The organism is Verrucomicrobiota bacterium, from assembly GCA_038744685.1.
Classification (GTDB): Bacteria; Verrucomicrobiota; Verrucomicrobiia; order Opitutales; family Puniceicoccaceae; genus Puniceicoccus.
The window spans coordinates 1-24,262 of record JBCDMB010000013.1; the positions used below are offsets into that span (position 1 = coordinate 1).

General features: G+C 51.5%; 14 protein-coding genes and 1 pseudogene. 12 read left to right on the forward strand and 3 right to left on the reverse strand.

The features are described from left to right. The first annotated feature begins 141 nt into the window (after window positions 1–141). Window positions 142–1,293, forward strand: a complete 1,152-nt coding sequence (locus AAGJ81_09110) for a Gfo/Idh/MocA family oxidoreductase (protein ID MEM0966291.1) — start codon at window positions 142–144, stop codon at window positions 1,291–1,293. A gap of 96 nt (window positions 1,294–1,389) precedes the next feature. Further along, window positions 1,390–2,178 (forward strand): 3-ketoacyl-ACP reductase, encoded by a 789-nt coding sequence (locus AAGJ81_09115; protein MEM0966292.1) that lies wholly within the window; start codon window positions 1,390–1,392, stop codon window positions 2,176–2,178. A 46-nt stretch (window positions 2,179–2,224) separates the two neighbouring features. Here AAGJ81_09115 and AAGJ81_09120 read toward each other — a convergent pair whose 3' ends face one another. Both AAGJ81_09120 and AAGJ81_09125 read right to left on the reverse strand, forming a co-directional pair. After that, window positions 2,225–3,379: a substrate-binding domain-containing protein gene (locus AAGJ81_09120; protein MEM0966293.1), complete on the reverse strand. Its 1,155-nt coding sequence runs from the start codon at window positions 3,377–3,379 to the stop codon at window positions 2,225–2,227. Window positions 3,380–3,688: 309 nt separating this feature from the next. After that, window positions 3,689–6,529: a hypothetical protein gene (locus tag AAGJ81_09125; protein MEM0966294.1), complete on the reverse strand. Its 2,841-nt coding sequence runs from the start codon at window positions 6,527–6,529 to the stop codon at window positions 3,689–3,691. A 384-nt stretch (window positions 6,530–6,913) separates the two neighbouring features. On the opposite strand from AAGJ81_09125, the gene AAGJ81_09130 reads away from it, so the two are divergent. The 5 genes and pseudogenes from AAGJ81_09130 to AAGJ81_09150 all read left to right on the forward strand — a co-directional run bounded on the left by AAGJ81_09130 (window position 6,914) and on the right by AAGJ81_09150 (window position 13,125). Then, window positions 6,914–7,669, forward strand: coding sequence for a hypothetical protein (locus AAGJ81_09130; GenBank protein ID MEM0966295.1), 756 nt, complete (start codon window positions 6,914–6,916; stop codon window positions 7,667–7,669). 333 nt (window positions 7,670–8,002) lie between these two features. Next, window positions 8,003–8,098 (forward strand): annotated as a pseudogene (locus AAGJ81_09135) (DUF5703 domain-containing protein). A gap of 228 nt (window positions 8,099–8,326) precedes the next feature. Beyond that, window positions 8,327–10,825: a hypothetical protein gene (locus tag AAGJ81_09140; protein ID MEM0966296.1), complete on the forward strand. Its 2,499-nt coding sequence runs from the start codon at window positions 8,327–8,329 to the stop codon at window positions 10,823–10,825. 25 nt (window positions 10,826–10,850) lie between these two features. Further along, window positions 10,851–12,290 carry an SGNH/GDSL hydrolase family protein gene (locus AAGJ81_09145; GenBank protein ID MEM0966297.1) on the forward strand — a complete coding sequence of 480 codons (1,440 nt, stop codon included), beginning with the start codon at window positions 10,851–10,853 and terminating at the stop codon, window positions 12,288–12,290. 97 nt (window positions 12,291–12,387) lie between these two features. After that, complete coding sequence (locus AAGJ81_09150; protein MEM0966298.1) at window positions 12,388–13,125, forward strand: DUF1961 family protein; 738 nt, start codon at window positions 12,388–12,390, stop codon at window positions 13,123–13,125. Here the strand turns inward: AAGJ81_09150 and AAGJ81_09155 are convergent. Next, window positions 13,083–14,282: a helix-turn-helix domain-containing protein gene (locus AAGJ81_09155; GenBank protein ID MEM0966299.1), complete on the reverse strand. Its 1,200-nt coding sequence runs from the start codon at window positions 14,280–14,282 to the stop codon at window positions 13,083–13,085. The genes AAGJ81_09150 and AAGJ81_09155 overlap by 43 nt on opposite strands. Window positions 14,283–14,446: 164 nt before the next feature. Between AAGJ81_09155 and AAGJ81_09160 the strand changes: the two genes are divergently transcribed. Genes AAGJ81_09160 through AAGJ81_09180 form a run of 5 tightly spaced genes read left to right on the forward strand, consistent with a single transcriptional unit; the run spans window position 14,447 to window position 24,085 of the window. Continuing rightward, the gene (locus AAGJ81_09160) at window positions 14,447–16,735 is read left to right on the forward strand and encodes a sodium/solute symporter (GenBank protein MEM0966300.1); all 2,289 of its coding nucleotides are present in this window, start codon (window positions 14,447–14,449) and stop codon (window positions 16,733–16,735) included. 35 nt (window positions 16,736–16,770) lie between these two features. Next, window positions 16,771–18,063, forward strand: coding sequence for an alpha-L-fucosidase (locus AAGJ81_09165; protein MEM0966301.1), 1,293 nt, complete (start codon window positions 16,771–16,773; stop codon window positions 18,061–18,063). Between the two features lie 35 nt (window positions 18,064–18,098). Further along, window positions 18,099–20,522, forward strand: coding sequence for a hypothetical protein (locus tag AAGJ81_09170; protein ID MEM0966302.1), 2,424 nt, complete (start codon window positions 18,099–18,101; stop codon window positions 20,520–20,522). 21 nt (window positions 20,523–20,543) lie between these two features. Beyond that, a complete protein-coding gene (locus tag AAGJ81_09175) occupies window positions 20,544–22,619 on the forward strand; it encodes an alpha-L-fucosidase (GenBank protein ID MEM0966303.1) in 2,076 nt (691 codons plus the stop codon). After that, window positions 22,616–24,085, forward strand: coding sequence for a sulfatase (locus AAGJ81_09180; protein ID MEM0966304.1), 1,470 nt, complete (start codon window positions 22,616–22,618; stop codon window positions 24,083–24,085). Before AAGJ81_09175 ends, AAGJ81_09180 begins: the two co-directional genes overlap by 4 nt. The last annotated feature ends 177 nt before the right edge of the window (window positions 24,086–24,262 follow it).

Consider the following 24,262-nt stretch of genomic DNA (forward strand, 5'->3'; position numbering starts at 1 on the left):
ATCGAAATCGGGTCTCGAACACCCTCGATAGCGATTCCGATTTCGATTTCGACCCCGGAAAACTATAACCTATTTGATTGGCGGAGTAGTAAGACTCAGCAGAACCAGAAACCAAGGGCAACGCCCGGAAAACTCTAAAAAATGAAACAGCACACCATCGGAATCATCATGAACGGCGTCACGGGACGCATGGGAACCAATCAGCATCTCTTGCGTTCGGTAGACGCAATCATCAAGCAAGGAGGTGTAAAGGTCAGTCCGACAGAGACAATCATGCCCGACCCTATCCTCGTAGGTCGGAACGAGATAAAACTAAAGAAGCTCGTTGAGTCGACCAGTGTGGAAAAGTGGACCACCGACCTCGACTCCGTCATGAACGATCCCTCTTACTCGGTCTACTTTGATGCTCAGAGCACTCTGCGGAGATTCGATGCCGTCAAAAAGGCAGCAGCAGCAGGAAAGCATGTCTATTGCGAGAAACCAACGGCTATCGAAACCAAGGACGCTTATGAACTCTACAAAGTCTGCCGGGATGCGGGCGTAAAGAACGGCGTGGTTCAGGACAAACTTTGGCTGCCCGGTCTCCTCAAATGCAAGCGCCTCATGGAAAACGGATTCTTTGGTGAGATCCTTTCCGTTCGCGGCGAATTTGGATACTGGGTATTCGAAGGGCACACCATCCCGGCACAACGCCCTTCGTGGAACTACCGCAAGGAAGATGGTGGAGGAATCATTGTCGACATGCTCTGCCATTGGCGTTACGTCATCGACAACCTTTTCGGTAAGGTAAAAAGCGTTTCCTGTTTGGCAGCCACCCACATACCGGAGCGGATTGACGAGGAAGGTAAACCTTATTCCTGCACAGCGGATGATTCTGCCTACTCAACCTTCGAGTTGGAGAACGGTGTAGTCTGTCATTTCAACTCGTCGTGGAACGTCCGGGTGCGTCGTGACGATCTTCTCACCCTCCAAGTGGACGGAACGAAGGGCAGTGCAGTAGTCGGTCTACGGGACGTTTGGACCCAGCACTACGGCAATACTCCAAGACCCGTGTGGAATCCCGATATCCCGCAGCCAATTCCGTTCTTCGACACCTGGCAGAAGGTTCCCGAGCAGGAGGATCACGACAATGCATTCAAAGCCCAATGGGAACTGTTCCTGAGGCACGTGGCTCTCGACGAACCTTTCCCATGGGATCTTCTCGAAGGAGCAAAAGGCGTGCAACTGGCTGAGCTCGGGCTGCAAAGTTCTCAGGAACGGAAATGGATCGAAGTACCTGGACTCGACGCCTAGTGACTCATCTTGCTAGGCTATCCGAGTCCGGTGATTGCAACTCTGCCGATCAAACAACTGCGAGAACAAGCAAAACGGTAGCAATACCTCACGAAAATGACTAACCAAGAACCAAGGCGACCGGTCGCGCTAGTAACTGGAGGATCCCGAGGCATCGGATTTGGCTGTGCCAAAGCACTCGCTGATCTCGGCTTCGACATTGCGATCAATGGTATGCGAGATGAAGCAGCGGTAAGGGATACGATCGGCGAACTGAAAGCACTCGGCATTAGCGTTCTCTACTGCCAAGGCGACATCGGCTCAGCCGAAGCGCGATCTGAAATGATTCAGAAAATCCGCAATCACTTTGGTAGACTCAATGTCCTTGTGAACAACGCTGGAGTGGCTCCGAAAGAGCGAAAAGACATTCTCGAGGCTTCGGAAGAGAGTTTTGAATATGTCGTAAGCACCAACTTGAAGGGCCCTTACTTCCTCACTCAAGCGGTGGCCAATTGGATGGTGGAGCAGAAATCAGAGTATCCAGAAGATTTCTTTTCCATCATAAACGTCGGATCGATTTCCGCTACCGTGGCCTCCGTGAATCGAGGCGAGTACTGTGTAGCTAAAGCCGGTATCGCAATGATGACTGCCTTATTTGCCGCCCGCCTCGGCGAATACTACATTCCTGTCTACGAAGTTCGTCCCGGCGTTACCAAAACCGATATGACCAGCGGGGTTACGGAAAAATACGATAAACTCATAGAAGACGGTCTCTGCGTCACTCCCCGTTGGGGTTTTCCTGAAGATGTTGGGAAAGCAGTCGCCAGTCTAGCCACTGCTCAGTTTCCCTATTCGACCGGCCAGGCGATCCATATCGACGGAGGCTTAACGCTTCCAAGACTCTAGACCAAGCCCTTCTCGAAACACGAAAGACTAAACCCGGAATCGAAACTCAGAAATTATCCCCATCTGTCCTCTTCTTGAGGTAGTCTTCAACTGAATGCCCCTCAGCCTTGAGGAAGACACTCTGAAGATGTCGAAGCGAGGAAAACCCGGCCTTAACCGCTAGGTCGAAGGTGTCGCCATATAAATTATTGTCGACCAGGTATTTTACGTTACGCAGCTTTTCGTTGATGAGGAACTGCCTCAGGGTACAACCAAGCTCACTCTTTATTGCATTCTCGAGGGTCCGACGCGAGCAACCAACAGCGTCTGCGATTTCGTCAATAGAATGCAATTCTCGAGAGTTCTCTTTGATCTGCCGCACCGCTGAAGACAGCCGTGGATCTCTACAGTGAAGAATATTGGTGGAGTCTCTTTCAAACAGCTTCACACCTTGGATAGAGAAATCGATATCGTCCTCTCCCGCCCTATTTTCCAGTAAAGCGTGAAGGGTCTTCATGGTCACCATACCATGCTTGCTATTATTGTATTGGTAACTGCTTAACGATACATCGTGAAACTGAGCTGCTCTGCTGTTTCTCACACTGATGATAGCAATGTCCTGCGGGATTCGAAATCCAACCCGGTCACATGCCTGGTAAACAAACGGGTAGAAATCATCATTATCGATGAGTAGCCCTAGTGGAGCTGTATGGGATTTTAGCCACTTACAAAACTCTTTGGTTAAATTCTCCTCTTCCGAAAGATTCGGATGCTGCTCCATGAAGAAACTGGAGGCTCGTTTACAAAGCTCCAGTGAGCGCTTTTGTATCACCGACCACTTGATCTCAGCGAAATAGGCATTGGCCGAACCAAGATAAGCAATTTCCTCCACCCCCAAACTCGCAAGGTAATTCGTGGCATGGATGCCAATCTCGGCATGATCGCGGTAAACCCTCGGGACCGAGGAATCATCACACTCACTGGAAATATTCACCAATGCCATCTTAAGCTTCTTCGCCATCGCAACAGCTTTGGGAGTCGTCAGGGCAACAATCGCTCCGTCGCCATCCCATTTGGCCAATTCTCTTAGTCCCCGCTCATCAGATTCGGCAAAGAAACGAAAGTCGAAAACAGGATTCTCGCGCGCATAGGCAAGGATACCCTTGGTGATGTGGGTATTTACCGAGTCTATGTAAGGGAATGCCAGTGCGATTCGGAACATAAGCGGAGTGAGAGAAAAGTGACAAGAAAGCTAGGATTCCAAAAGGTTCTTTAGTTAACACCAATTCCTACCCAACCTACAAGAGGTTTATCTCAGCATACTCGTCAGTGCTACTTTGACTGGCCTTCCATTTTTAAACAGAACTAGACTTATCAGGACATACCGAAGCGGGAATAAATCACAATTGATTTCACTCAAAAACAACCTCGCTAGCATCGATTTAGAAACAGCTGCTCTGGCGGCTGAAAAATACACCTATGCCTCCACGACAGACTAATGCGCCCCGAAATTCCGTATAGTTTTGTGCTTTCACCGATGAACAGACATCTCTTGAAAGTGAGCCCATCCCGCCTCAGTAGCCCGGTCTTCCGAGACACCTCTCAAAACAACCCGGTGTTGTCCCGCTGGGATTGAAATACTATCCATTCCATCGACTAGTACAGGTACTTTCTCCCCGCCCCAAGGATAGTGAAGTGATGCATCTTCTCCAAGACTAGAAAGACTAAGCTCTACAGGCTCACTACCAGTATTGACAATAAGGGTATAGCACTCCTCTCCGAGACATACCGTTAGTCCCGTGAGGGATTTCCCTACGAAACGACTTACGTTTGCTCCAATATCCGAACTCCCAACGGCTACTTCCAAAATCGCGTAGTAAGGGTCCGCAGGCTCGAACTGAAGCAGCTCGGAGTTCGAGGCATTGGTTTTCCCCCGCTCGCTTATCGGTTCGTCCGAAGGCCTTGTCGAGTAAATGATCTCGAGCTGCGGAGCATTGAAAGACTCCGACTCCACCGTGCGAACAGAATTGAAGTTGTTTTCCAGAATCTCGATTTCGAGAGAACCGAACGACCATGCGTTCAGAGATAGCTCCTCGTAAGGAACGTAGTGACGAATCTTTGCTGATAGTCCCACTTCAAACGCATCCTGCTTTCCGTCGGGAGCAATCTCGACCAAACCGAAGACACGGTCCCGGATGGCAATCCAAATCTGCAGACCCTCCCAAGGTGCTTTCGGACCCTTACGCGAAGAACCATAAGCGTGCATCTGATACCGTGTCTGGACCGCACTCCAGTCCTTGCCCATCGAAACACTGCTCTCATCGTCGGTTGTCAGATAAACCCAATTCGGCCGCTTGTGGCGATCCTCCGGAGTTGTCTCAACAAAGGCCCGCGGCATGACATGCCACCACATTGCCTCCAGAGGAAAATCAGTAGTCTCAAAATCCTCTCGAATGGTCATCGCTCCCATGATGGTGGCCTTTCCTGGCTCAGTATCGGAGGGCTCCCTTAAAGTCGCAGCGTAACTAAAACGATCAAAGCGACCTCGCGGCCCCTGAATGTTGCGGTCATAAATCGAGTAGTCGTTCGGCGGGTTCTCCGCTACAACGGTAGAGTCATACCACATAGCATCCCGTGGGTAGAGCGAAGCGCCGTCCAGCGCAATTTCGCGGTCCAAAATACTGCGTTCATAGGGGTTTTCAGTCAGCGCAACCACTGATTCTCCCCCATATCCCTTTCCGATCCAATCCTGCTTCCACGAAGGATGAGTCCATATATCTGAAACGTTTCCCGGCTCAGTTGTTAAGGCCGCGTACCACTCTGTGCCTTTCAGCAAATCCAAAACACTTTCATCCCCGGTCAGATGGTAATAATCGGTCAAAAATTTCGTATCTGCGACATGGTAACCAGCACTTTCGTTTTGGCCACCGATGTAAGAAAACCCTCCGTCCGGGTAAAGGTTCTCCCGCTGCGCATAAACAAGGAACTGGGCCGTATCGAGTGACTCCTGATCGTCGAGGTAGAGCCCACTGGAGAGAAGGATGTTAGCCACCCCCAAATCCCGGTTGGCGTAACGGCCCATGCGAAAGTGCCCTTCCTGTCGTTTTCCAAATTCGTCGAGCCAAAAAGACCGGACTTGCTCGGCCATTTGATCCCATTTGGCCTCGTCTTCCGGAAGTAGGAGGTCGGGAAAGGTTTCTTTGGTTTTGTACATGGCCTCGACCATTGGACCAATGGCGAAGAAGTCGTTGGTGACCGATTGGTATTGATGCCCATGCGTTGAGTGGGCGTCGACATAAGCGTGGATGCGCCGGAAGAGCCGCTTCAGCAACTCCGGATCGCCTTGGTATTGGCTTTGCGGATGCGTCAACAACCAATAATAAAGGTTCATGTTGGCCGCTTCCTTCCGGGACATCGTCCGGTCAAACGGTTTGAAGTCCGGCGTGCTCTTTTGAAAGTATTTGTCCGGCTTCCCCATTTGCTCTTCCACCCACTCGTAGATCGCGTCGAGGTAAGGGTTGTTCTCCGGAGTTTTGAGCGGCATCAGTAGGGTATCGCTGAGCTCGGGTTCGGAACGGGGATAAATCCGCTGGTCTAATGCTGTGTCGATTTCATCGAGTAAAATTTCGTATTCCTCCTGAAGAAAGGCTTGGCCCGCTTGCTTTGCCCTCTCCAAATCCAACTCCAGAACCGCTTTCTTTTGCCGCTCCCTTTCGTTGTTCTCCGGAAGCCGTTCCACCTCCGTCGAAAGCTTTTCGAACTTCTCGTTCAGCACCACAAGCTCGGGCGTGATCGTCTTGATCCTCACTCCGTCAAGCCGTATGTCACCCGAACCCGTAACTTCAAAACTGACTTTCAACGGCAGACCTTCCTCTCTCATACTAGACTCAAAGCTTAGCTCCCGCGTCTGCCATTCACGGAAGGGAAAGTCGGCCCCGTGAAAGGTTTCCGAAGCCAAAACCCGATCCCCCGTCTTAAGCTCGGCCGTAATCGTTGCCGGACTGTTGGCGTAACGGTAATAACCAAAACGCAACACGTAAGTCATGTCATCGGCCATTTCGCCTTGAAGCTCCTGTTCGACGATTGCCCCGGCGGGATCGATCAAATAAAGGGAACGACCTCCCGCCAGATTCCCCGGCGACTGGTGCCATCGGTGATTCAGTCCGATCGAACCAGGCGAGTTTTTGGCTCCTTCGCCAATCACCACCTCGTGATTCTCGACGACCCAGCCATCGGGAACCCCGCCGCCCTGCATCCAAGTATCGCCGGGTAACTCAAAATCACCATTTTTCAAATGAAGAGGTTCAGCTGCTTGGCAGAAGTGAAAGATGAACAGGAGGGTCACACATGAGAAGGAACGACGACAGATCATTTTACTGAATATAAGGGGGATCGGAGGATGAACTGATCATCTCCCCAGCGGATCAGGAACTCTTGGCTAGTCAGTATGGAACCTTAGAGGCATGGTTCAAACAAAGTAGAACCGTCGCTGGAATACGGAGGAAAAGCACTCACACATTTACGAAAACGACATCCAAACCGCGAAATCGAGAAATTCGCATCTAAGTCTGACTTTTCGTATTTATGAGGTTTTCTTCACCGGAAAGAGAATGCGTTTTCATTCCAGTAGTCAAAACGAAGAGACCAACATAACTCTTGTGTCCAGGATGTCTAGAGGTCCCGGCGTTTAGATCTCAAATTGGTATTGAGCCCTAGAATCCCCAAAATGAAAAAAAGTATATCCAAACCCAAAAAAATGAAAATGGCTTCCGCAGCATTGGCATCCATAGCGACTCTGACCGCAGCTACAACGGCGACAGCCGCCGTTTTCGTTTCGCCGTTTTCTACTCCACCCACTCCGCCTGATCGCAATGACATATTCGCTGCCGAGTTTATAGAAATTGACGGCTCCACAGACGCCAACCCAGAGTGGTCATTCTGGAACGACCCGACAGGGAGCACGCAGGGAAATCGCTTCCTTCGGATAGCGATGGACCTTCGCACCACGGGCACTGCTCAATTTGATGTCAATGGTATCGGCCCTTCGCCAGGAGCCTACAACGTTTTAGGTTCGAACTCAACGTCGAACGGAGTCTTGACCCTTGATTCAGATGGTTGGGAAAACACTCTTACTGGTAGCAACCAAGTGAATATTGGGAATGGAAACACGCGAACTCCTGAAAATGGATTTACGTCTGGCGGAATCGTAAATTGGGTTATGCTCCTCCCGGACAGCTCGTCCATAGCAGCACCTGTTCAACCAGATAACGCAACGAACGAACGTGCTGTGGCTTTCGGTTTTTCATGGGAGGATAATAACAACAACAACATTGTTGATGGAGGTGATATTGTATCTGGACTCTACACGGTGACGGCCGACACATTTGCAGAAATGGATACCGTGGGTGAACTCAATGCGGCTGTAGCAGCAATCCCTGAACCAAACTTCGGATTCGCCGCAGTTCTTTTCTTCGCTTGCACTCTTGCGGTTCGTAGGCGCAGAAGTTTTTAAGGAAAGACTTAGAAACCGTACTTTTGATACCGCATCCGGGTTTTCCCGGATGCGGTTTTTTACATGAAAAAAACGGGATGAGAGCTACCCATTGGATTAATCACTCTTTCCTGTATTCAAAACAAAACCTGCTGATCACTCTTTTCTACTTCTATCTTCAGTAGATGCCCAACCGCATACTCTCTTGTCTAAACGGATAACATCATCTCGATAGCGATGGATTTCTTGCCTTTTATTGTCTCCGCATCTTCTCAGCTACCTTCACACCCCATCAAGTGGAACAGTTTTCCGCACCCCGGCAATACACAACGTTAACGGGCTTGGGACACGCCTAGTGCCCATTCGGGCGACTCCATGCCCTGTGGAGGACACGATATCTGCACGAACGTTTGGGTTAAGAATGGTGAGCTGCTTTTCTACGTTGATTGATCGGGCAGTTTCGACGAAAACCACCCATTGCCGAAGATGGGGTTCACTTCAGTAAAGGTTGAAGATCAGACCAAATTCATATTTGAGATCAGTTTTTCGCATTTATGTCGTTCATGTCGTTTTAGTTACCCACCATCCTCTGCAGGGTCTATTGAGATTCTTACAGACTGGTTGCCGTTCGAAGACTTGGGCGGACACAACAAAAACCCTAAAAATTGAGACAGGAGCATGCGTGAGATAATATTCCTGACCGGCCTGATCGCTGGAACGGTTTTAGCCCAACAGAACGAGTTACAAAAACCTGAATACAAGGTACCGGCGGCGGAATCGGCCTTTCTGCCGGGCGAAAAGGTTCTCAACAACGAAATGAATTGGAAGCCTTCGCCGGTAATCGAGTATGAGATCGATGATTCCGGTTTTGCCTATGATCGCTTGTCTCCGGTTCCGCCTCCAGGAGTCCATCCACGGATCCTGATGAGTCCTGAGGATATTCCTGCGGTGAGAGAACGGCTTGAGAATACGCTCGTGGGAGCCCGCCTACTGCAGACCGCGAAAGATCAGCTCAACCGCACGATCTATAAAGCAGGAAGCAAATACCAGAGGGCCTATCAAGCATTGGTTGAAGGTGACTTTGCCCTATTTCAAGAAATCGACTCAGAAGAGGGTCTTGGCAGCACTGGCCATTACCAGAATGCGGTTACGTATGAGATCATGCTCCAGGCCTTTATCGCGATGCTTTATGGAGATGAGAGCAAAGGAAAGGAATCCGCCGCGGCGATCACCACGTGGGCCGCAGGCATGCTCCCTACTTTCATAGAGTGGCGTGAAACCGACGACAACGCGAGTCGGTTTACTTCCTTTCACGCCTTGGGGAGCTACCGTGCCTTCGATATGCAACGAATGGGCTATACGTACGATTTCGCCTACAATTTCATGGATGAAGCGCAGCGATCAATCGTTCGCGAAGCAATCGCAACAGTAACGAACGGTGCCTACTTTTTCGGGATGGAGCTACCGGATCATTTTCGGATGTGGAACTGGATCAACGTGGGCAACTGCTTCACGTTGCTCGCTCTGGCGATCGAAGGCGAAGAAGGCTACGACGAGCGGATTTACCCAAAGGCCGTTGAGACCTTTACTGACTACATTGTTCGCAACTATTCCGAGATGGGGAGTAGCACGGAAGCCGCTGGTTACACGACCTTTGGCTGGAACTGGGGCTCTCCGATGCTGGTCGCTATGGCACGACGTGGCGACAACCTCATGGCGATCGACCGGTTTCGCGAGATCCCGAAGTGGCATGCCGCCGCAACGCTTCCCGACGGGTCCAATGTGATGACTCATGGAGATGGGGGTGAAAGAGCTCCGGGCATCCCCGAGATGCAGGTGATGAAGTACTTCTACCCGGACGATCCGGTGATTGACTACAACTGGCAGAATTTTGTTTTGCCGAGATTGGAGAGTGATCGGCGGATTGATGCCCACATGATCGCTCCCATGATCTGCGCAGAGGACGGAAGCGACTTTGACTACGAATATGGTAAAAAGTTGGATCTTCCCGATACCTTCTACGATCCGGAACGCGGATCGCTGATCACCCGCACAGACTGGGATAGGGATGCGGTGATGTTCCAAATTGAAGCGAGACCGGATTCCTTCTATGCCGGACATGAGCACGCGGATCGTGGCAACTTCAACCTGATTGCCCATGGAAAGAACTGGTCCCGCGACGGTTTCCGGTCGGTCGAGAGCCGCTACCACAACATGGTCTTGATCGATGGCAAAGGCCAAGGCATGTGGGCGCCTCCGGCAGATTGGATGCGAGTCGAAGAAAATGACTTTTCGGTTTTTGGAGTGGCTAACACCAAATACGCCTACGACTGGTTCTGGCCGAAAGGAATCGTCTGGAGTGACCCGGCAGACCCGAAGTTCGAACTTGAGCGTTTCGAGTCTTACAAGACAGTCATCGATTTCTTCCAGGAGAACTACGAGTGGGAATACGAAACCCATCCGAACGTGGTGAATCATTTTGAGGGTTACGAGCATCCCAACGCCCTGATGTGGGACGAGGACGTTTGGACCGGACGTATCGTTCACAATCCCGTCCAACGCGCCTTCCGGACCGCCGGTCTCGTGAGAGGGAAACACCCTTACGTGCTGGTTATCGATGATATCCAAAAGGACGATCAGGTTCGGTTATATGAATGGATCCTCATGCTCGACATGGACACCATCGCTCTGGACATCACCGAAAAATACCTCGTCGAGGGTTTCCATTCCCATCCACTCAAGTTCGGATACGAGCAGCAGTATACCGACATCCTGCTCGGCGACTCGGGCACCCGCCGCTCTGGTAATCGCTACCATCCCGAGAAAGGAGATCCCCTGCTCTTGGTCCGAGTCCTCTACAAGGCAGAGCCTGGACTTGTGCCGGGATACGACTCCCGTCCGAACATTCGGGTCGAGACTTTTGAGAAGAAAGATGCCCTCGAGAAGCCAGCAGCGCGAAGCTTCGGGCTGGATCGTCGTTTGATTGTCGCCAGTCGCAGCGTCGCACCCGATTTCCGCATCCTTCTCTATCCGCACCGTTATGGAGATCCGCTACCGGAGACGGAGTTCGCCCTCGACGGGACTACCCTTTCGGTGAATTGGGAGGACCAGCAAGATCTCTACACCTTTCAGAAGAACGACGAGGGCCTGACTGAATTCACACTGAATCGGGAGTAGAGAACCCCTAAATCGAAAAACCCCTATGCTTGCTTCGAAGAAACGGCAAACGCTTGCGTCTCTTGGCGGAATCGCGAACCCCCTATTCCTCAGTCTTTGGCTCTTCGCTTTCCCCGCAGTTGGCGCAAAGGAGCAGCCTTACATCTCGCATCAGGAAAAAGACTACATCCGAGACCACATTGCGGCTGAGGAACTGGGATTGAAGCAGCAGAAGATTCCCGCTCAGGAATTGGTCATGCGTGGTGGCTTGCCACACTTTTTTGCAAAAGCTCAAGCGGGAGAACCTCTGGCGGTTGCTTATTTTGGCGGGAGTATTACAGCTCATAACGGGTGGCGGCCTCTTTCTTTTCAGGGTCTACAGGAGATGTTTCCGGAGTCTGAAATGACCATGGTCAATGCGGCAGTTGGTGGGACAGGATCGATCGTCGGCGTATTTCGAGCCGATGATGATTTACTCCCGAGCGATCCGGATCTCGTGTTCATCGAGTTTGCGGTCAACGACGGAGGGGATGCTTTGCGGCGCACTCAAGATGTCGTCCGTGCTCTCGAGGGAATCATCCTAAAACTGCGTCAACAAAACCCAAATGTCGGTATTTGCTTCGTTTACACGATGACGGCAAATAACGAAGAGGTGATCCGCGAAGGCTTCGCACAACCGGCGGTCTCCGTCCACGAACAAGTCGCCTCCTGGTATGACCTGCCCTCGATTTACGTGGGCCCAGCGGTGGTCGAGGCGATTGATTCCGGAGATGCCATCTTCACTGCGGAAGTGGTGGACAAAAATAGCGGGCGTGACGCCGAAGGACGCCTCGTGATCACCGAGGATCGGACGCATCCCGTGATCCCAACCGGTCACGCATTTTACGCAGGCATTGTGGAGCGCTCACTCGAGAAATTGGCAAAAATACCCGCCGTGGATAGACGACCGGATCCAGATCCGATTTTTGGCGAGAGTTGGGAGAAGGCCAGGACCGTACCCGCCGAGGGAAATGCTTTGTTTGAAGGAGATTGGCAGAAGCTCACCGCAGACGATGGGCCGAGAGGTTTCCGATTCGGCGCGAGAATTTACGACTGGTTTCCATACCTCTATCAAACCGAAGAGCCGGGAGCATCGGTTACCGTTCGGTTCGTGGGCACGATGGTAGGAATCAAAGGATCATTCGGTCCGGACTCAGGAATCGTGAAAATACAGGTCGATGAAGAGTCAGAGACTGAGAAGAACGGCTTTAGCGTTTACAACACGAGGACATTTTACGGGGGAAGTGCTTTACCCGAACTGGAAGGTGGAGAACATACCGTCACCTGGACGCTTTCTGAAGAAAGTCCGGATAAAGGGAAGATACTTGCCTCCTACTACAAGCCCGACAACGACCGCGATTTTCGCGAGAATCCGGAAAAATATGAGTCCAATCGGTTTTCCGTCGGACAGATAATTCTCATTGGGGAGATCATCCCCCCCAGGTAACATCGAATGATAGAGGATAAAGACAATGAAACAGTGGTTTGGAATACTAACGTGCATGGCGTTCTCGTTCGCTCATGCTGAAACCGAAAGTGAACCCATGACGAAAGAGGAAAAAGCCTTCGAAGAGGCATTGGATCAAAATTGGAAGGTTGTGTTCAGCGATACCGGGACCGGAAACTGGCAAGACAGCTGGGTTCTCGATGGTGAAGTAGGCACAGTCACCAACAGCCCGGAAGGAATGATCTTAGCCGCTGGTCCAGAGTTTCGCAACGATGCACACCATATGGTGCTTTGGACGAAAGATACCTTTGAAGGGGACGTAAAGATCGATTATCTATATACTCGGCTTGATGACGAAGTCCGCTGTGTCAATATTCTCTACATCCAGGCAACGGGGAGCGGAGCCGGTGAGTTCGATGAAGACATCATGAAGTGGAAGGAGCTGCGAAGCGTTCCAGCGATGCGGATGTATTTCGATCACATGAATCTCTACCACATCAGTTATGCGGCCTATCAGTCCGAAGGGGAACCTCAATACATCAGAGCGCGGCGTTACATGCCGGAGAAGGATGGTTTAAAAGGAACTGGTTTGGAGCCGGACTACTACCCGGAAGGCTTGTTTGAAAAAGGCGTGCCTCACAAGATTACAGTGATCAAAAAGGACCGTGATCTCCTCATGAGAGTCGAGAACGCCGACCAGGTCGGCTACTTTCATATGACCAACCCCGACCTCCCCGTCATCGAGGATGGGCATATTGGTTTGCGCCACATGTTTACCCGCTCCGCGCAGTATCAGGATTTCTCTGTCAGTGTCCTTCCGGAGTCAGGATCGTGACAGACTCGGCGATACCGACCTGGAGTCACACCGGTCTCTTTTTTAAAGACCGTTCCCAGGTAGGTGTAACTAGCGTATCCACAGCTTTCGGCGACTTCGTCCAACGATAGATTGGTCCGAGCAAGAAGACTACGGGCTTCGTTGATTCGGATCCGCCGGATCTCCTGCGCCGGTGATCGTCCCAGGTATTCGATGAATCTCCTTTCCAACGAGCGTCGTGACATCCCGACCTCATCCAGGACATCCTTGACCTCGATTCCTTCGCAGGCATGCGCTCGCAGAAAAGAAATCGCCCGTTTCATTTTGCGATCGGAAATGGCCAGTGTGTCGGTGGAAAGACGCGATTTGATTTCCTCTGGTAGAACAAACGTGTTTTCTCGTTCCAAAGCTTTTCCCTCCATCAAGAGAGACAGGTTCTTAGCTGCCAGATAGCCAACTCTTCCTGTCGGCACAACGATACCGGAAAGAGCCGGATGACAGGACTCGTAGAAGAGATCATCATAATCACTACCGAGAATGGCTATGTCATGAGGAATCGGAATGCCCGAATCGATACAAGCACTGGCTACGATACGACCGACCTGGACTCCCCAAGTATAAACGCCAACTGGTTTTGGGAGCCACTCCAGCCACGAAACCAATTCTTCCGTGTAGTCTGTTAGGACTCCGTTCGGACCCGTAGTCTCTTTAAGGGCAAAGATCCGGAATCCGGAATCCCCCTTCGAGAAAACGCTCTCTGAGACGTCTCCTTTCCTGTCCACGTGAGCTGAGCGAGTGGGGCCAACATAGGCAAAGTTCTCAATCCCACGGTCCCGGAAGTGGTCCAGCACCAGATCGATACTGGCATCCCAACTCGTCGTCACCCGCGGAAAACCGTCTCCCCCGATCAACAACCCGGAAACGTTGATCACCGGCACCTTGTGTTGCTTGAGCTCGGCTGCCATGGATTCGCTCGATACCCGGGCAATGATTCCATCGAGATGCGGCTCATTCCTAAGTTCGGACGCCGCTTTCTCTTCTTCGGTTCGAATCAAAATATCCCATGGGCCGTGCCGCTGGGTATATTTGAAAATCCCTCGGATAAGACGTCGACCCCAGCCGGAGGACGTTCCAACAATCACCGCAATTCTTCGGCGCCGTTTCGTTGTGAAAGTCATCTGTAAGAGACCCTAGTAGATTTACCCAAAAGCACCACTTCTTTTTGGCGTAAATTTTAATAATATATACGCTAATGCGTATATCTAAGGGATGTCAGCAGTGCTAGTATCAGGTTGGTAAACGACTGAATACCCCCGATGACCGCCACCCTTCTGAACGCATAATGCGTGCTCTAGCTTCATTGAGCTTTGCCGTCTGCTACATGGCCGGGGGAGGTAGTTTATTCGCGGAAGAACAGCTATCAGCAATCAGCGCCAAAGTGTTAGAGCAACTCCCAGAGGGAAGTGCGTTTTCATCGGCAGAGCAGGTGTTAACGAACGGTTCATCCGCTACTGCCATGACTCCTGAAGGCCTTGTTTTGATTGGTGGCACTAGCGATGGTATGGCGACAGCCGAAGTTTCACTTCTTGTCGAGGGCGAGGAGACAAGACTGCCGGATTTCCCTCATCCAGTCCGTGATGCGGGAGCAGCCTTTATGGAAGGCTCCGTATTCGTTCTTTCCGGAAATGAACTCTACTCCTTGGATCTCGAAGATCCATCCATAGGGTGGGTGAAGCATCCAAGTTTGCCATCACTCGCAAGGTCGTCTCCGGCAATGCATGCTGTTGACGGTGAACTCTTCGTCTTCGGGGGCGAAACGGAGGGAGATGTATCCTCAGAAGTATGGGGGTTTCGAATCAGGCCCTTGGATGGAATGACGAAAACTGGATGGCGGCGTCTCGGTGACATGCCCTACCCAATAACCAACGCTCAAACTCACCAGACAGGGCAGTCACATCTCGCCTTGCTTGGCGGCGAACCAGCGAGTGATCGTATCCATATTTTTCATACTTTAACCGACACGTGGATTGATGGCGGAAACCTGCCCATCCCTATCGGAAAGGCAGCAATAGCTGCTCAAGACGGCATTTCCTATTTGCTCGCTGACGGCGCTGTCATGGAGCTAAGCCTCAACCGGGAAGTTAAGAAACTCGGATCGTGGGACTATGGCGTTATCTTACTCTATTTTGGATTGATGGCGGGAATCGGGTTCTATTTTGCCCGAAAACAGAACAGTTCCGATGCATTCTCACTAGGAGGTCGAAACGTGAAGTGGTGGGCGGCCGGCGTCAGCATGTTTGCTACAGGTGCCAGCTCTATCAGTTTTATGGCCATCCCTGCTTCGGCTTTCCGGAGCAATCTAATTTGGTTCGGTCCCGCTCTCTTTATCATACCAATGGCTATTCTTCAGGCCTACTATGTTTATCCCGTTATAAGGCGGCTGAACCTGACCTCGACCTTCGAGTTTCTGGACCGTCGTTTTCATCCGGCCCTCCGCTACTTGGCAAGCGGTCAAATGATCCTTTGGCAGGTACTCTGCCGTATGAGTGTGGTGATGTTGCTGCCCGCGTTGGCGATCACAGCCGTAACAGGTATGCCCGTGCTGACCAGTGTTCTCGTGATGGGCATACTGACAACGATCTACACGGCATTGGGGGGCTTCGAAGCAGTAGTTTGGACAGACTTCACCCAGGGTGCCCTGATGTTGTTTGGCGGTATTCTGATGATCGTTTTGGCCATTGTTGGACTGCCTGGAGGATTTGGGGAGTTTGTCGAAGTAAGCAGGAATTTTGAGAAATTTGATCTGTTTATCTGGGATTTCGACTTAACTCTACCCGTGATCTGGGCTTTTGGGATTCACTTGGTGATCTATAATCTGGCATTTGCGGCCGACCAACCCGTTATCCAGCGAGTCTACGCCACACCTCTCAAGGATATGCGAAAGCTGGCTGGAATGTATGCCTTTTGTAGTATCGCAATTTCATTGATCGCGTGTCTTTTGGGCATCGCTATCTTTGCCTACTTTCACGCCTATCCGATGCAGTTGGACCCCGGGATGAAAAATGATCAGATCATGCCACTCTACGTCGTCCAGCGTCTGCCTACAGGTGTGGCGGGACTTATTATCGCCGCAGTATTTGCTGCCTCCATGTCGACGCTTTCAAGCAGCATGAACAGCGTCGCTACGGTCACCTGCGAGGACTTTTATCGAAAGCTCTTCCCGCTTCATGGAGATAAAGCACGATTACGATTCATGCAGGTTACCTCGCTGCTCGTCGGGGTCTTTGGCACCGCGATGGCCGCCAATATGGCGACGATGAATCTCACATCCATGTTCGAAGTATGGAATGTTATCGGCGCGCTGATTGGTGGCGGATTCTACGGCATCTACGTGTTGGGTATGTTTACCCGGAGGGCGAACTCAACCGGAGTATTCGTTGGAGCAATAGCCAGCGTAGCGATTACGATATTCGTCAGGGAGTTCACGCAGATTCACTGGTTGTTCTATAACCCGGTTGCGATGGTTAGCTGTATTGCCATCGGCTATGGGACGAGTATCGCCACAGGAGGAAACCGAAAAGATCTTACTGGTTTGACTGTCTTTGGTGTGCGCAAAGGCCTTGCGGAATGATCAGACGATCTTGGAATATGGAAAGAGAGGTCTAAATGTCTGATTACGAGGTAGATGTTACGATTCAGGATGGAGACCTGAGTGAATCGGCCCTTGGTGGATTGACAAACAATCCGGAGCGTGAGGAGTGGTTCAGGGATCTTGGTTTGGGTTTATTCATCCACTGGAGTCTCGATACGCCGCTCGGTTCCGTGATCAGCCACTGGATGTGCGGTGCGGATAATTCGATCCGGGAGAATTTCGTAGAGAATTTTCCAGCTCTGTTTAACCCCCGAAAGTTTGATGCCGACGACTGGGCCCGGACGGCAAAGCTGAACGGCTTCCGATACATGGTCTTTACGACAAAGCACCATGCCGGCTTTTGCATGTATGACACAGGAACCACTTCTTTCAATGTCATGAATACCGCCTTTGGCCGGGACATTCACAAGGAATTGGTCGAGAGCTTTCGTAAAATGGACATCGCTACCGGTATCTATTTTTCTCCCTTCGATTTCAAGTGGCTCATAGACAACGGAAAGGAACTCCATTTTGCCACCCCGGAGGTGCTTCCGGAAAACAATCCCGGACTAATGACCTACAACCAAACACAGTTGCGGGAACTCCTGACGAACTACGGCAAGACAGATTTCGTTTTCTTCGATGGCCCACCCGTTGGATTGAAGAATCTCGTTTGGCAAGCCGATCCACAAACACTGGTAACGCGCGGGGAAATGAAAACCCCGGAACAGGAGTTACCGAACGAACCAATCGAAGGCGTTTGGGAGGCGAACTACACCCTGGGAACCCAGTGGAACTACAAAGCGACGAATGAGGTATACAAGAGCGGAACCGAGATCATTGAGTTGCTGATTGCCACTCGGGCGCGCGGTGGCAACTTGCTGCTGAACATCACCTCGGATCCTCACGGGTTTATCCCGTTTGAACAAGAAAGGCTGCTTGGCGAACTGGGCCTGTTTCTGTTCTTCAACGGTGAGGCGATTTATGACGTTCGACCGTGGGTGGTGACGAATGATGGACCCATCTACTACACCAAAGCCAAAGAGAGCCAGACGGTCTATGCCTTTCTCACCGGAGAGCCCTGGGAGTATGCCCAACGCAAGGAAGTTACCCTTCGAAGCATTCGTGCCACGGAGAACACGGAAGTAAGCATGGTGGGACAGAACGGAAAGGTGCTGGAGCACTCTCCACATGCCGATATCGAAACCCGCGGGGTGCAGAAGAATGATGGCCTACACATCAGCACCGTGCGTGCCTACAGACCGTATAACAACCGGAAGTGGCCCAACCCTGCCGTTCTCCGAATAACTAATGCGGCCCCAATTTGAAGCGATCCAAAGATATGAAAAATACCCCTCAAAAAATGAATGAAGCCATAGCACTACTCGGCATGGTCGCTTTGGCGTTGGGAAACGCCATCGCTGACGATCTTCACCCGGACACACCCCGCTTTACAGCCGAACAGGTCTTGAATGGTGAGTTTCCGGGACGAAAAGCATCACCCACGGTAGAGGCCATCCATGACGCGACTGGGTTTGCCTTTGATCGCCTCTACAGTGTTCCGGCTCCAGGAGTCCATCCGCGTATCTTGTTTGGTCCGGATGACTTACCGCGGATACGCAGCCAAATTGAAAGAAGCAAACATGCTTCCAAAGTGCTGTCCGACATGCGTATCCGCACGGACAAAACACTGTCCGAAGGTTGGGTTGCCGAGGTGTATCGGGACTTGGCGGCCGGTGGGACCGATGGATTTGTCAAGCTGGCCGAAGGGTCGCAAAAACAGATTGATCAGTTAAGTGATACTCTGGAAGACGTGGCCTTTTTGGCCTTGTTCGATGACGACCTAGTAACCGGAGAGCGTAATGCAGCCGCCATTACCTCCTACGCTCGGTGGCTACAACCTCAGGTGGATGAAGCTTCCCTGCAGCCTCAGGCAGGCAATCATTCCGTGCTGATCCGCTACATCACGGGCAGGGATGGCGGGCTCGGTTTTATGTATGATTTTTCACAGCCGTTCATGAACGAGGAACAAACCGAAACGGTTCGACACCTCATCGCCTCGGTCACTCATGGACGTTACGGGCTGGGCATGGATTTACCGCCTCATTGGGTGAACTGGAATTTTATCGGATTCGGCCTCTATTTCCCACTCACCGCACTGGCGATCGAGGGAGAAGAAGGCTATGACCCACGCATTTACCAGCGGGGAGCCGAGCTGGCGGAGAACTATATCTTATACGGAACCTCGGAAAACGGAGTCGGAACCGAGGCAATGGGTTACCATACGGGTGGCTTGAAGGCGACCGCACTCATGATGATCGCGATGGCCAATCGAGGGGACAATATCTTCACTCTGGAACGCTGGCGGCGCGTGCTCGACACCTGGGCGATCCATGCCATGCAACCCTATGGTCAAGAATGGGTCAGCAGTGGCGACCTGGGCTCCTTTCCGCCTGCTGAACGATTGGTTGAAGTCGCTCGGTTCTTCTTTCCGGAAGACGAGCGAATCGCGTTTGTGGAACAAAACCTAGAGGATAAACGCTCTCTGGATCACTACATGTCGCTGCGGTGGTTACAACTGGTTTGCCCACCCGACCTCGACGATGAGATGGAGGGCTTGAGCATGGCCCAATTCGGTTTGCCGGAGACCTTGTTTGATGAGCAGCGTGGGAAATTATTCACTCGAACCGGCTGGGGCGAAGAGGATCTATATCTTCAGGTAGTTTGCCGAAGCGACACGATCTTTGCCTCTCACGACCATGCGGACCGAGGAGCCTTCTACCTAACCTCCCATGGGCAACCTTGGGCGGTGAGTTCCATGCGCTCGATCGAGTCGCAATACCTGAATGTCGTTACGATCAATGGGCGAGGACAGAGCCATTATGCGCCACCGGGCAAGTGGATTGAGGTGTCTGATACACCCGAGGCTACCTTTGCCGTGGTGGATACCAAATACTGCTATGACTGGCGGTGGATGAAAACCAGTTTTCTCATAACCGATGAACAACTGGAAAACGAACCGTGGTTGGAGTGGACCCGTGAGCATCGGGATCGACTGCTTTCGCACACGCCCCGCGAACTATGGGAACGCGACCCTTTGCCCGTTGTGACGGAGTTTTACGAAGGTTACATGGCGGGAAACCCACGGTTTTGGACTTCGGAGGATTCCTGGGTAATCCGTGCACCCCACTACCCCGTCGAAAAGTCCTTCCGCACGATCGGACTGATCAAGGGCGAGCGTCCGTATGTCCTGATTGCGGATGACATCCGCAAGGACGATGCCGAGAATTCCTATCAATGGCGTATGCGTATGCCGAACTGGATTGAAGCTTACGATATTTCTGCGGATGAGGCTTTGTTGGGACGCATCTCCGAAAGGCGTGACACTTCCTATCGCCCCCAAGTGGCTCACAATAGAAGTGGACGTCCCCTACCTCAGAAAGGTCAGCCGATGTTGTTGGTTCGAGTGCTGCAGGCAAACCAGCCGGATATTCCCACCTATCAGGATAGCATGGCACTAGAGACCGTTGGCTTCGTGCGGCATGACGACACATTCCAATTCCATGGGCGAAAGATGGGAATGGGCAAACGCCTCATGGTTCCCAGCCGATCCGTCGAGCCGGGATACAAGATTCTGCTTTTTCCGCATCGCCATGGCGATCCATTGCCAACGACCGAGCTAACCGATGATGGGACGAAGTTAACGGTCGCTTGGGAAGACCAAAAGGATGTCTTCGCGCTGTCCGTGAATGAAAAAGGTCGCACCGTATTTGAGCTGGAAAAATAGACGAAAAAGGAGAGACCTACGGTGAGAATCAAGTGGATGGATGATGAGCTGGTGAAGCTCTCGATCAACTTTCACTGGCATAGCTTCATGGAGGTGAGCAGCCAGTATGATGCGGATAAATTCATCGCGAATCTTAAGCAAACCGGCGTCAAGACGGTGACCATCGAAGCGAAATGCGGGATCGGATATACCTACTATCCCTCGAAATACGGTCTCCCTCATCCGCAGTTGAAATCTGACTACTTCGGAGAGCGTCTGAAGGTTCTCAAGGAAAACGGATTTCGTGTCATCGCTTACTTCAGCCTGGGCATGGACGGAGTCAATTGTATCGGGCACGATGACTACGTGAAGTCATGGTGCACGAAGAAGAAACACGAATTGGACAGCATCGTGATGCTGAACCTCAACTCTGGGATCTACGACAAAGTCATTCTTCCGCAGATGAAGGAAATCCTGGAAGGATACGACATCGATGCTTTCTGGATGGATATATTCTCCAACGACCCCTACTGGGGCACCAACGAAGACGGCTATACCAAGAGGTTGTATTACGAATGGCTCAAAAACTTCTCACACGAGAAGGGCAAAGACACGAGCTTTGCTCAGTTTCAGATCCGTCATACCGAATTGTTACGAAAAAAGATTGCAGACGACCTCGCCGAATACCGGAAGACCGTTCCCTTTGCCCTTAACTCATCCTATCGTTATGCCAGACAGGAGGGAATCGTAACGGATTACCTGAGTCGGGATGCGGTCGAAACCCATTGTGGCAACCCCCTCGAAGGCAGCTATGTAAGCCGGTTCTTTGCGTCGACCAACTACTCCTCGTATATCGACATTCCCGTCTGCAATGATTGGGGAAAGTGGAACTACAAAAACTCCGACGTCCTGTTGCGGGAAGCTCTTTGTATCCTCACGGGAGGATCCACCGTCAACATTTATGATCCCCTGTGCTCGACCGGGATGTATGATGATGATCGGTGTAAACGGATATCCGGGGTTCTGTCTGAGATAAGAGAACGTGAGCCATGGTTCAAGAATGCAAGCCACGAACCGGAGGTCTACCTGTTGTCCTGCTCCGAGAGTGATGAAGTCAACAGCATGAACTTTCTCTCCGATTCGGACGGATCACAAACGGATATGGTGGATCAGCTTAACTTGTCCTTTGTCGTCCAAGCACATCAGGTCGCTGCCAATATATTGGCCACCGAAAGCTATAACTATGGAGCGTGCAGCGAGATTGGTTTGTCCAAAGTTTGCGCTAAAGATACCACCAAAGTCATCATCTGCCCATTTTCTCCTGTAATCAATGATCAGCTCCACCGGGAGTTAGAGGCATTCGTGAAACGGGGAGGAATTCTCGTTCTTGCCGGCGAGATCGATCCGATACTGATGGAGCTTTGTGGCATCGACTCTTTAGCCAAATCGAGCGGGAAGATGTGTTATCTGCGGGTCGAAGAGCCTCTGCTCGAGGGAGAGGTGATCGACCAGCTCCCCGTTCCAGTGATGACTAAACGCATGACCTTTGACGTGGATCAAGGAACTGTGCTGGCGAGAACCGGTCCGGTCAGACATGAGGAACACCATGACGAAAACTATATCTGGGGTTATCCGGAACCGAGCTATGAATATGATAGTGTTGGCATTCTAAAAACAAAGAAGGGCAAAGGAAGCATCCTCTATTTTGGTTTCCATCTCTTTGAAGCCTACGGCAAATCGCCCTCCCATGACCTAAGCTCTATCCTAAAGGAGTCCTTGAAGACCTGCGGTTTCCGCCAAGAGTTCTACAACAAGGAAAACCAGCACCTCGAAATCTCAAAATGGGGCGACGGAGAGAAGCAATGGCTTCACATCGTCAACATGACGAACCTCTACGAAAAACTGGACAATCCATCGAGCAATAAGATGAATCCCGCCCGCCGTGTTTCCAAGCTACGGTCCATTCGCGTCCATTCAAAATCGCAGAGACCGCAGAGAGCAACATTGCAACCAGCAGGTCTAATCTGCAAGATTCTTGAAGGTGATGAGCATAGAGAGTGGTATGTGGAGATTCCCGAGCTCCATGTTCATCAGATTCTGGAACTGCAGACCCAATGAAATCTCCGAATACCCTTCTTGCTTCGATCAGTTTTTTACTGATGGGCCTCATTGGTCCACAGAATTTAGAAGCCTCTGCCTCCTCTCCGACGGATCATACCAACTTTGTTATCATCCTCGCGGATGATCTCGGCTATGGTGATTTGGGCTGTTACGGCGGAGCACGAGGGTATCAAACTCCAGAGATCGACCGGATGGCCGCTGAGGGGGTGCTATTAACGGATTTCTATGCGCCGGACTCCATCTGCACCCCATCGCGCGCCGGACTGCTGACAGGTAGGTTGGCCGAGCGAATGGCCACCGACATGAAGGTATTTTTTCCCTGGAGTCTGACTGGGATGCCGGAGGAGGAGGTAACGATTGCGGAAATGCTCAAAACAAAAGGATATGCCACCGCAATGATCGGCAAGTGGCACCTGGGACATCTGCCTCAGTTTCTACCGACAGAGCAGGGATTTGATCTGTTCTGGGGAATCCCCTACAGCAACGACATGTCACAGGATGGCGGTGTACCCGCAGCGGATGATGTCAGGTTTTTCGAGGGTATGACACTGGAGGATTATCAATCCTACCGGCCCAGCGCAAAAATGGAGGAAGACCCTGATTATAGAGGTTTTAGAGATCCTAAATACAGAGTCTTTCGCAACAAGGTGCCACTCATGTCTGGCACGGAAGTGACCGAGTGGCCCGTCGATCAGGCTGAATTGACGAGGAGATACACGGAGAAAGCCGTCGAGTTCATCGAAGCGAATGCGGACCGACCGTTCTTTTTTGTTCTGGCCCATACGATGCCTCACATCCCCTTGTTTGTTTCCGAGAAATTCAGTGGCGAATCGGAAAGAGGACTCTACGGGGATGTGATCGAAGAGATGGACTGGTCAGTCGGTCGGGTTTTAGAAACCCTTCGATCTTACGGTTTGGACGAGAATACCCTCGTCGTTTTCACCTCCGATAACGGACCGTGGAAAAGTATGGGAGAGAACGGCGGTTCCGCGGGGCCGTTTCGCGATGGGAAAGGCAGTAGTTACGAAGGCGGATTTCGCGTTCCGGGTATTTTCTGGTTGCCGGGTAGCATTCCCGCCGGGAAAACGTCTGCCTTTATCTCTTCCCAGCTGGATCTTTTGCCAACATTCGCCGCAATCTCCGGCGCAGAGATTCCGGATCGCCCACTCGACGGCGTGAACATTAGCCAAGCGCTGGCCGGTAACAAAAATGATCTGCCTGAGGTCTTTGTCTACAACAACCGGAATGTGATTCGGATGGGAAACTGGAAGTATCGGAAAGGCCTCACCCATGGCATCTGGTCAGGGTATCCACGGGACTTCGAGAACCCCGAGGTGGAGCAGCTTTTCAACCTGGAAGACGATCCAGGAGAGCAGGTCAACCTCATCGAGCAATACCCTGAGAAAACTGACGCGTTGAAGAGCTACTTGAATCAGTTCCGAACGCAGGCTTTTGATCAGTAAGAGGATCGACTTGCATGAGTTGGAAATGTCCCAGAAAGAGAGCTGACGGTATTTTCCGTCGCTCTTTCGTCGATTTTAACAGGCACTCTGTTCGTTTGAACCCGACTCTTGTGATTGAGAAACTGGGAGGAAACACGACAGGATGGTATGAAGTACCGTCAATGAAATTTGATCCGC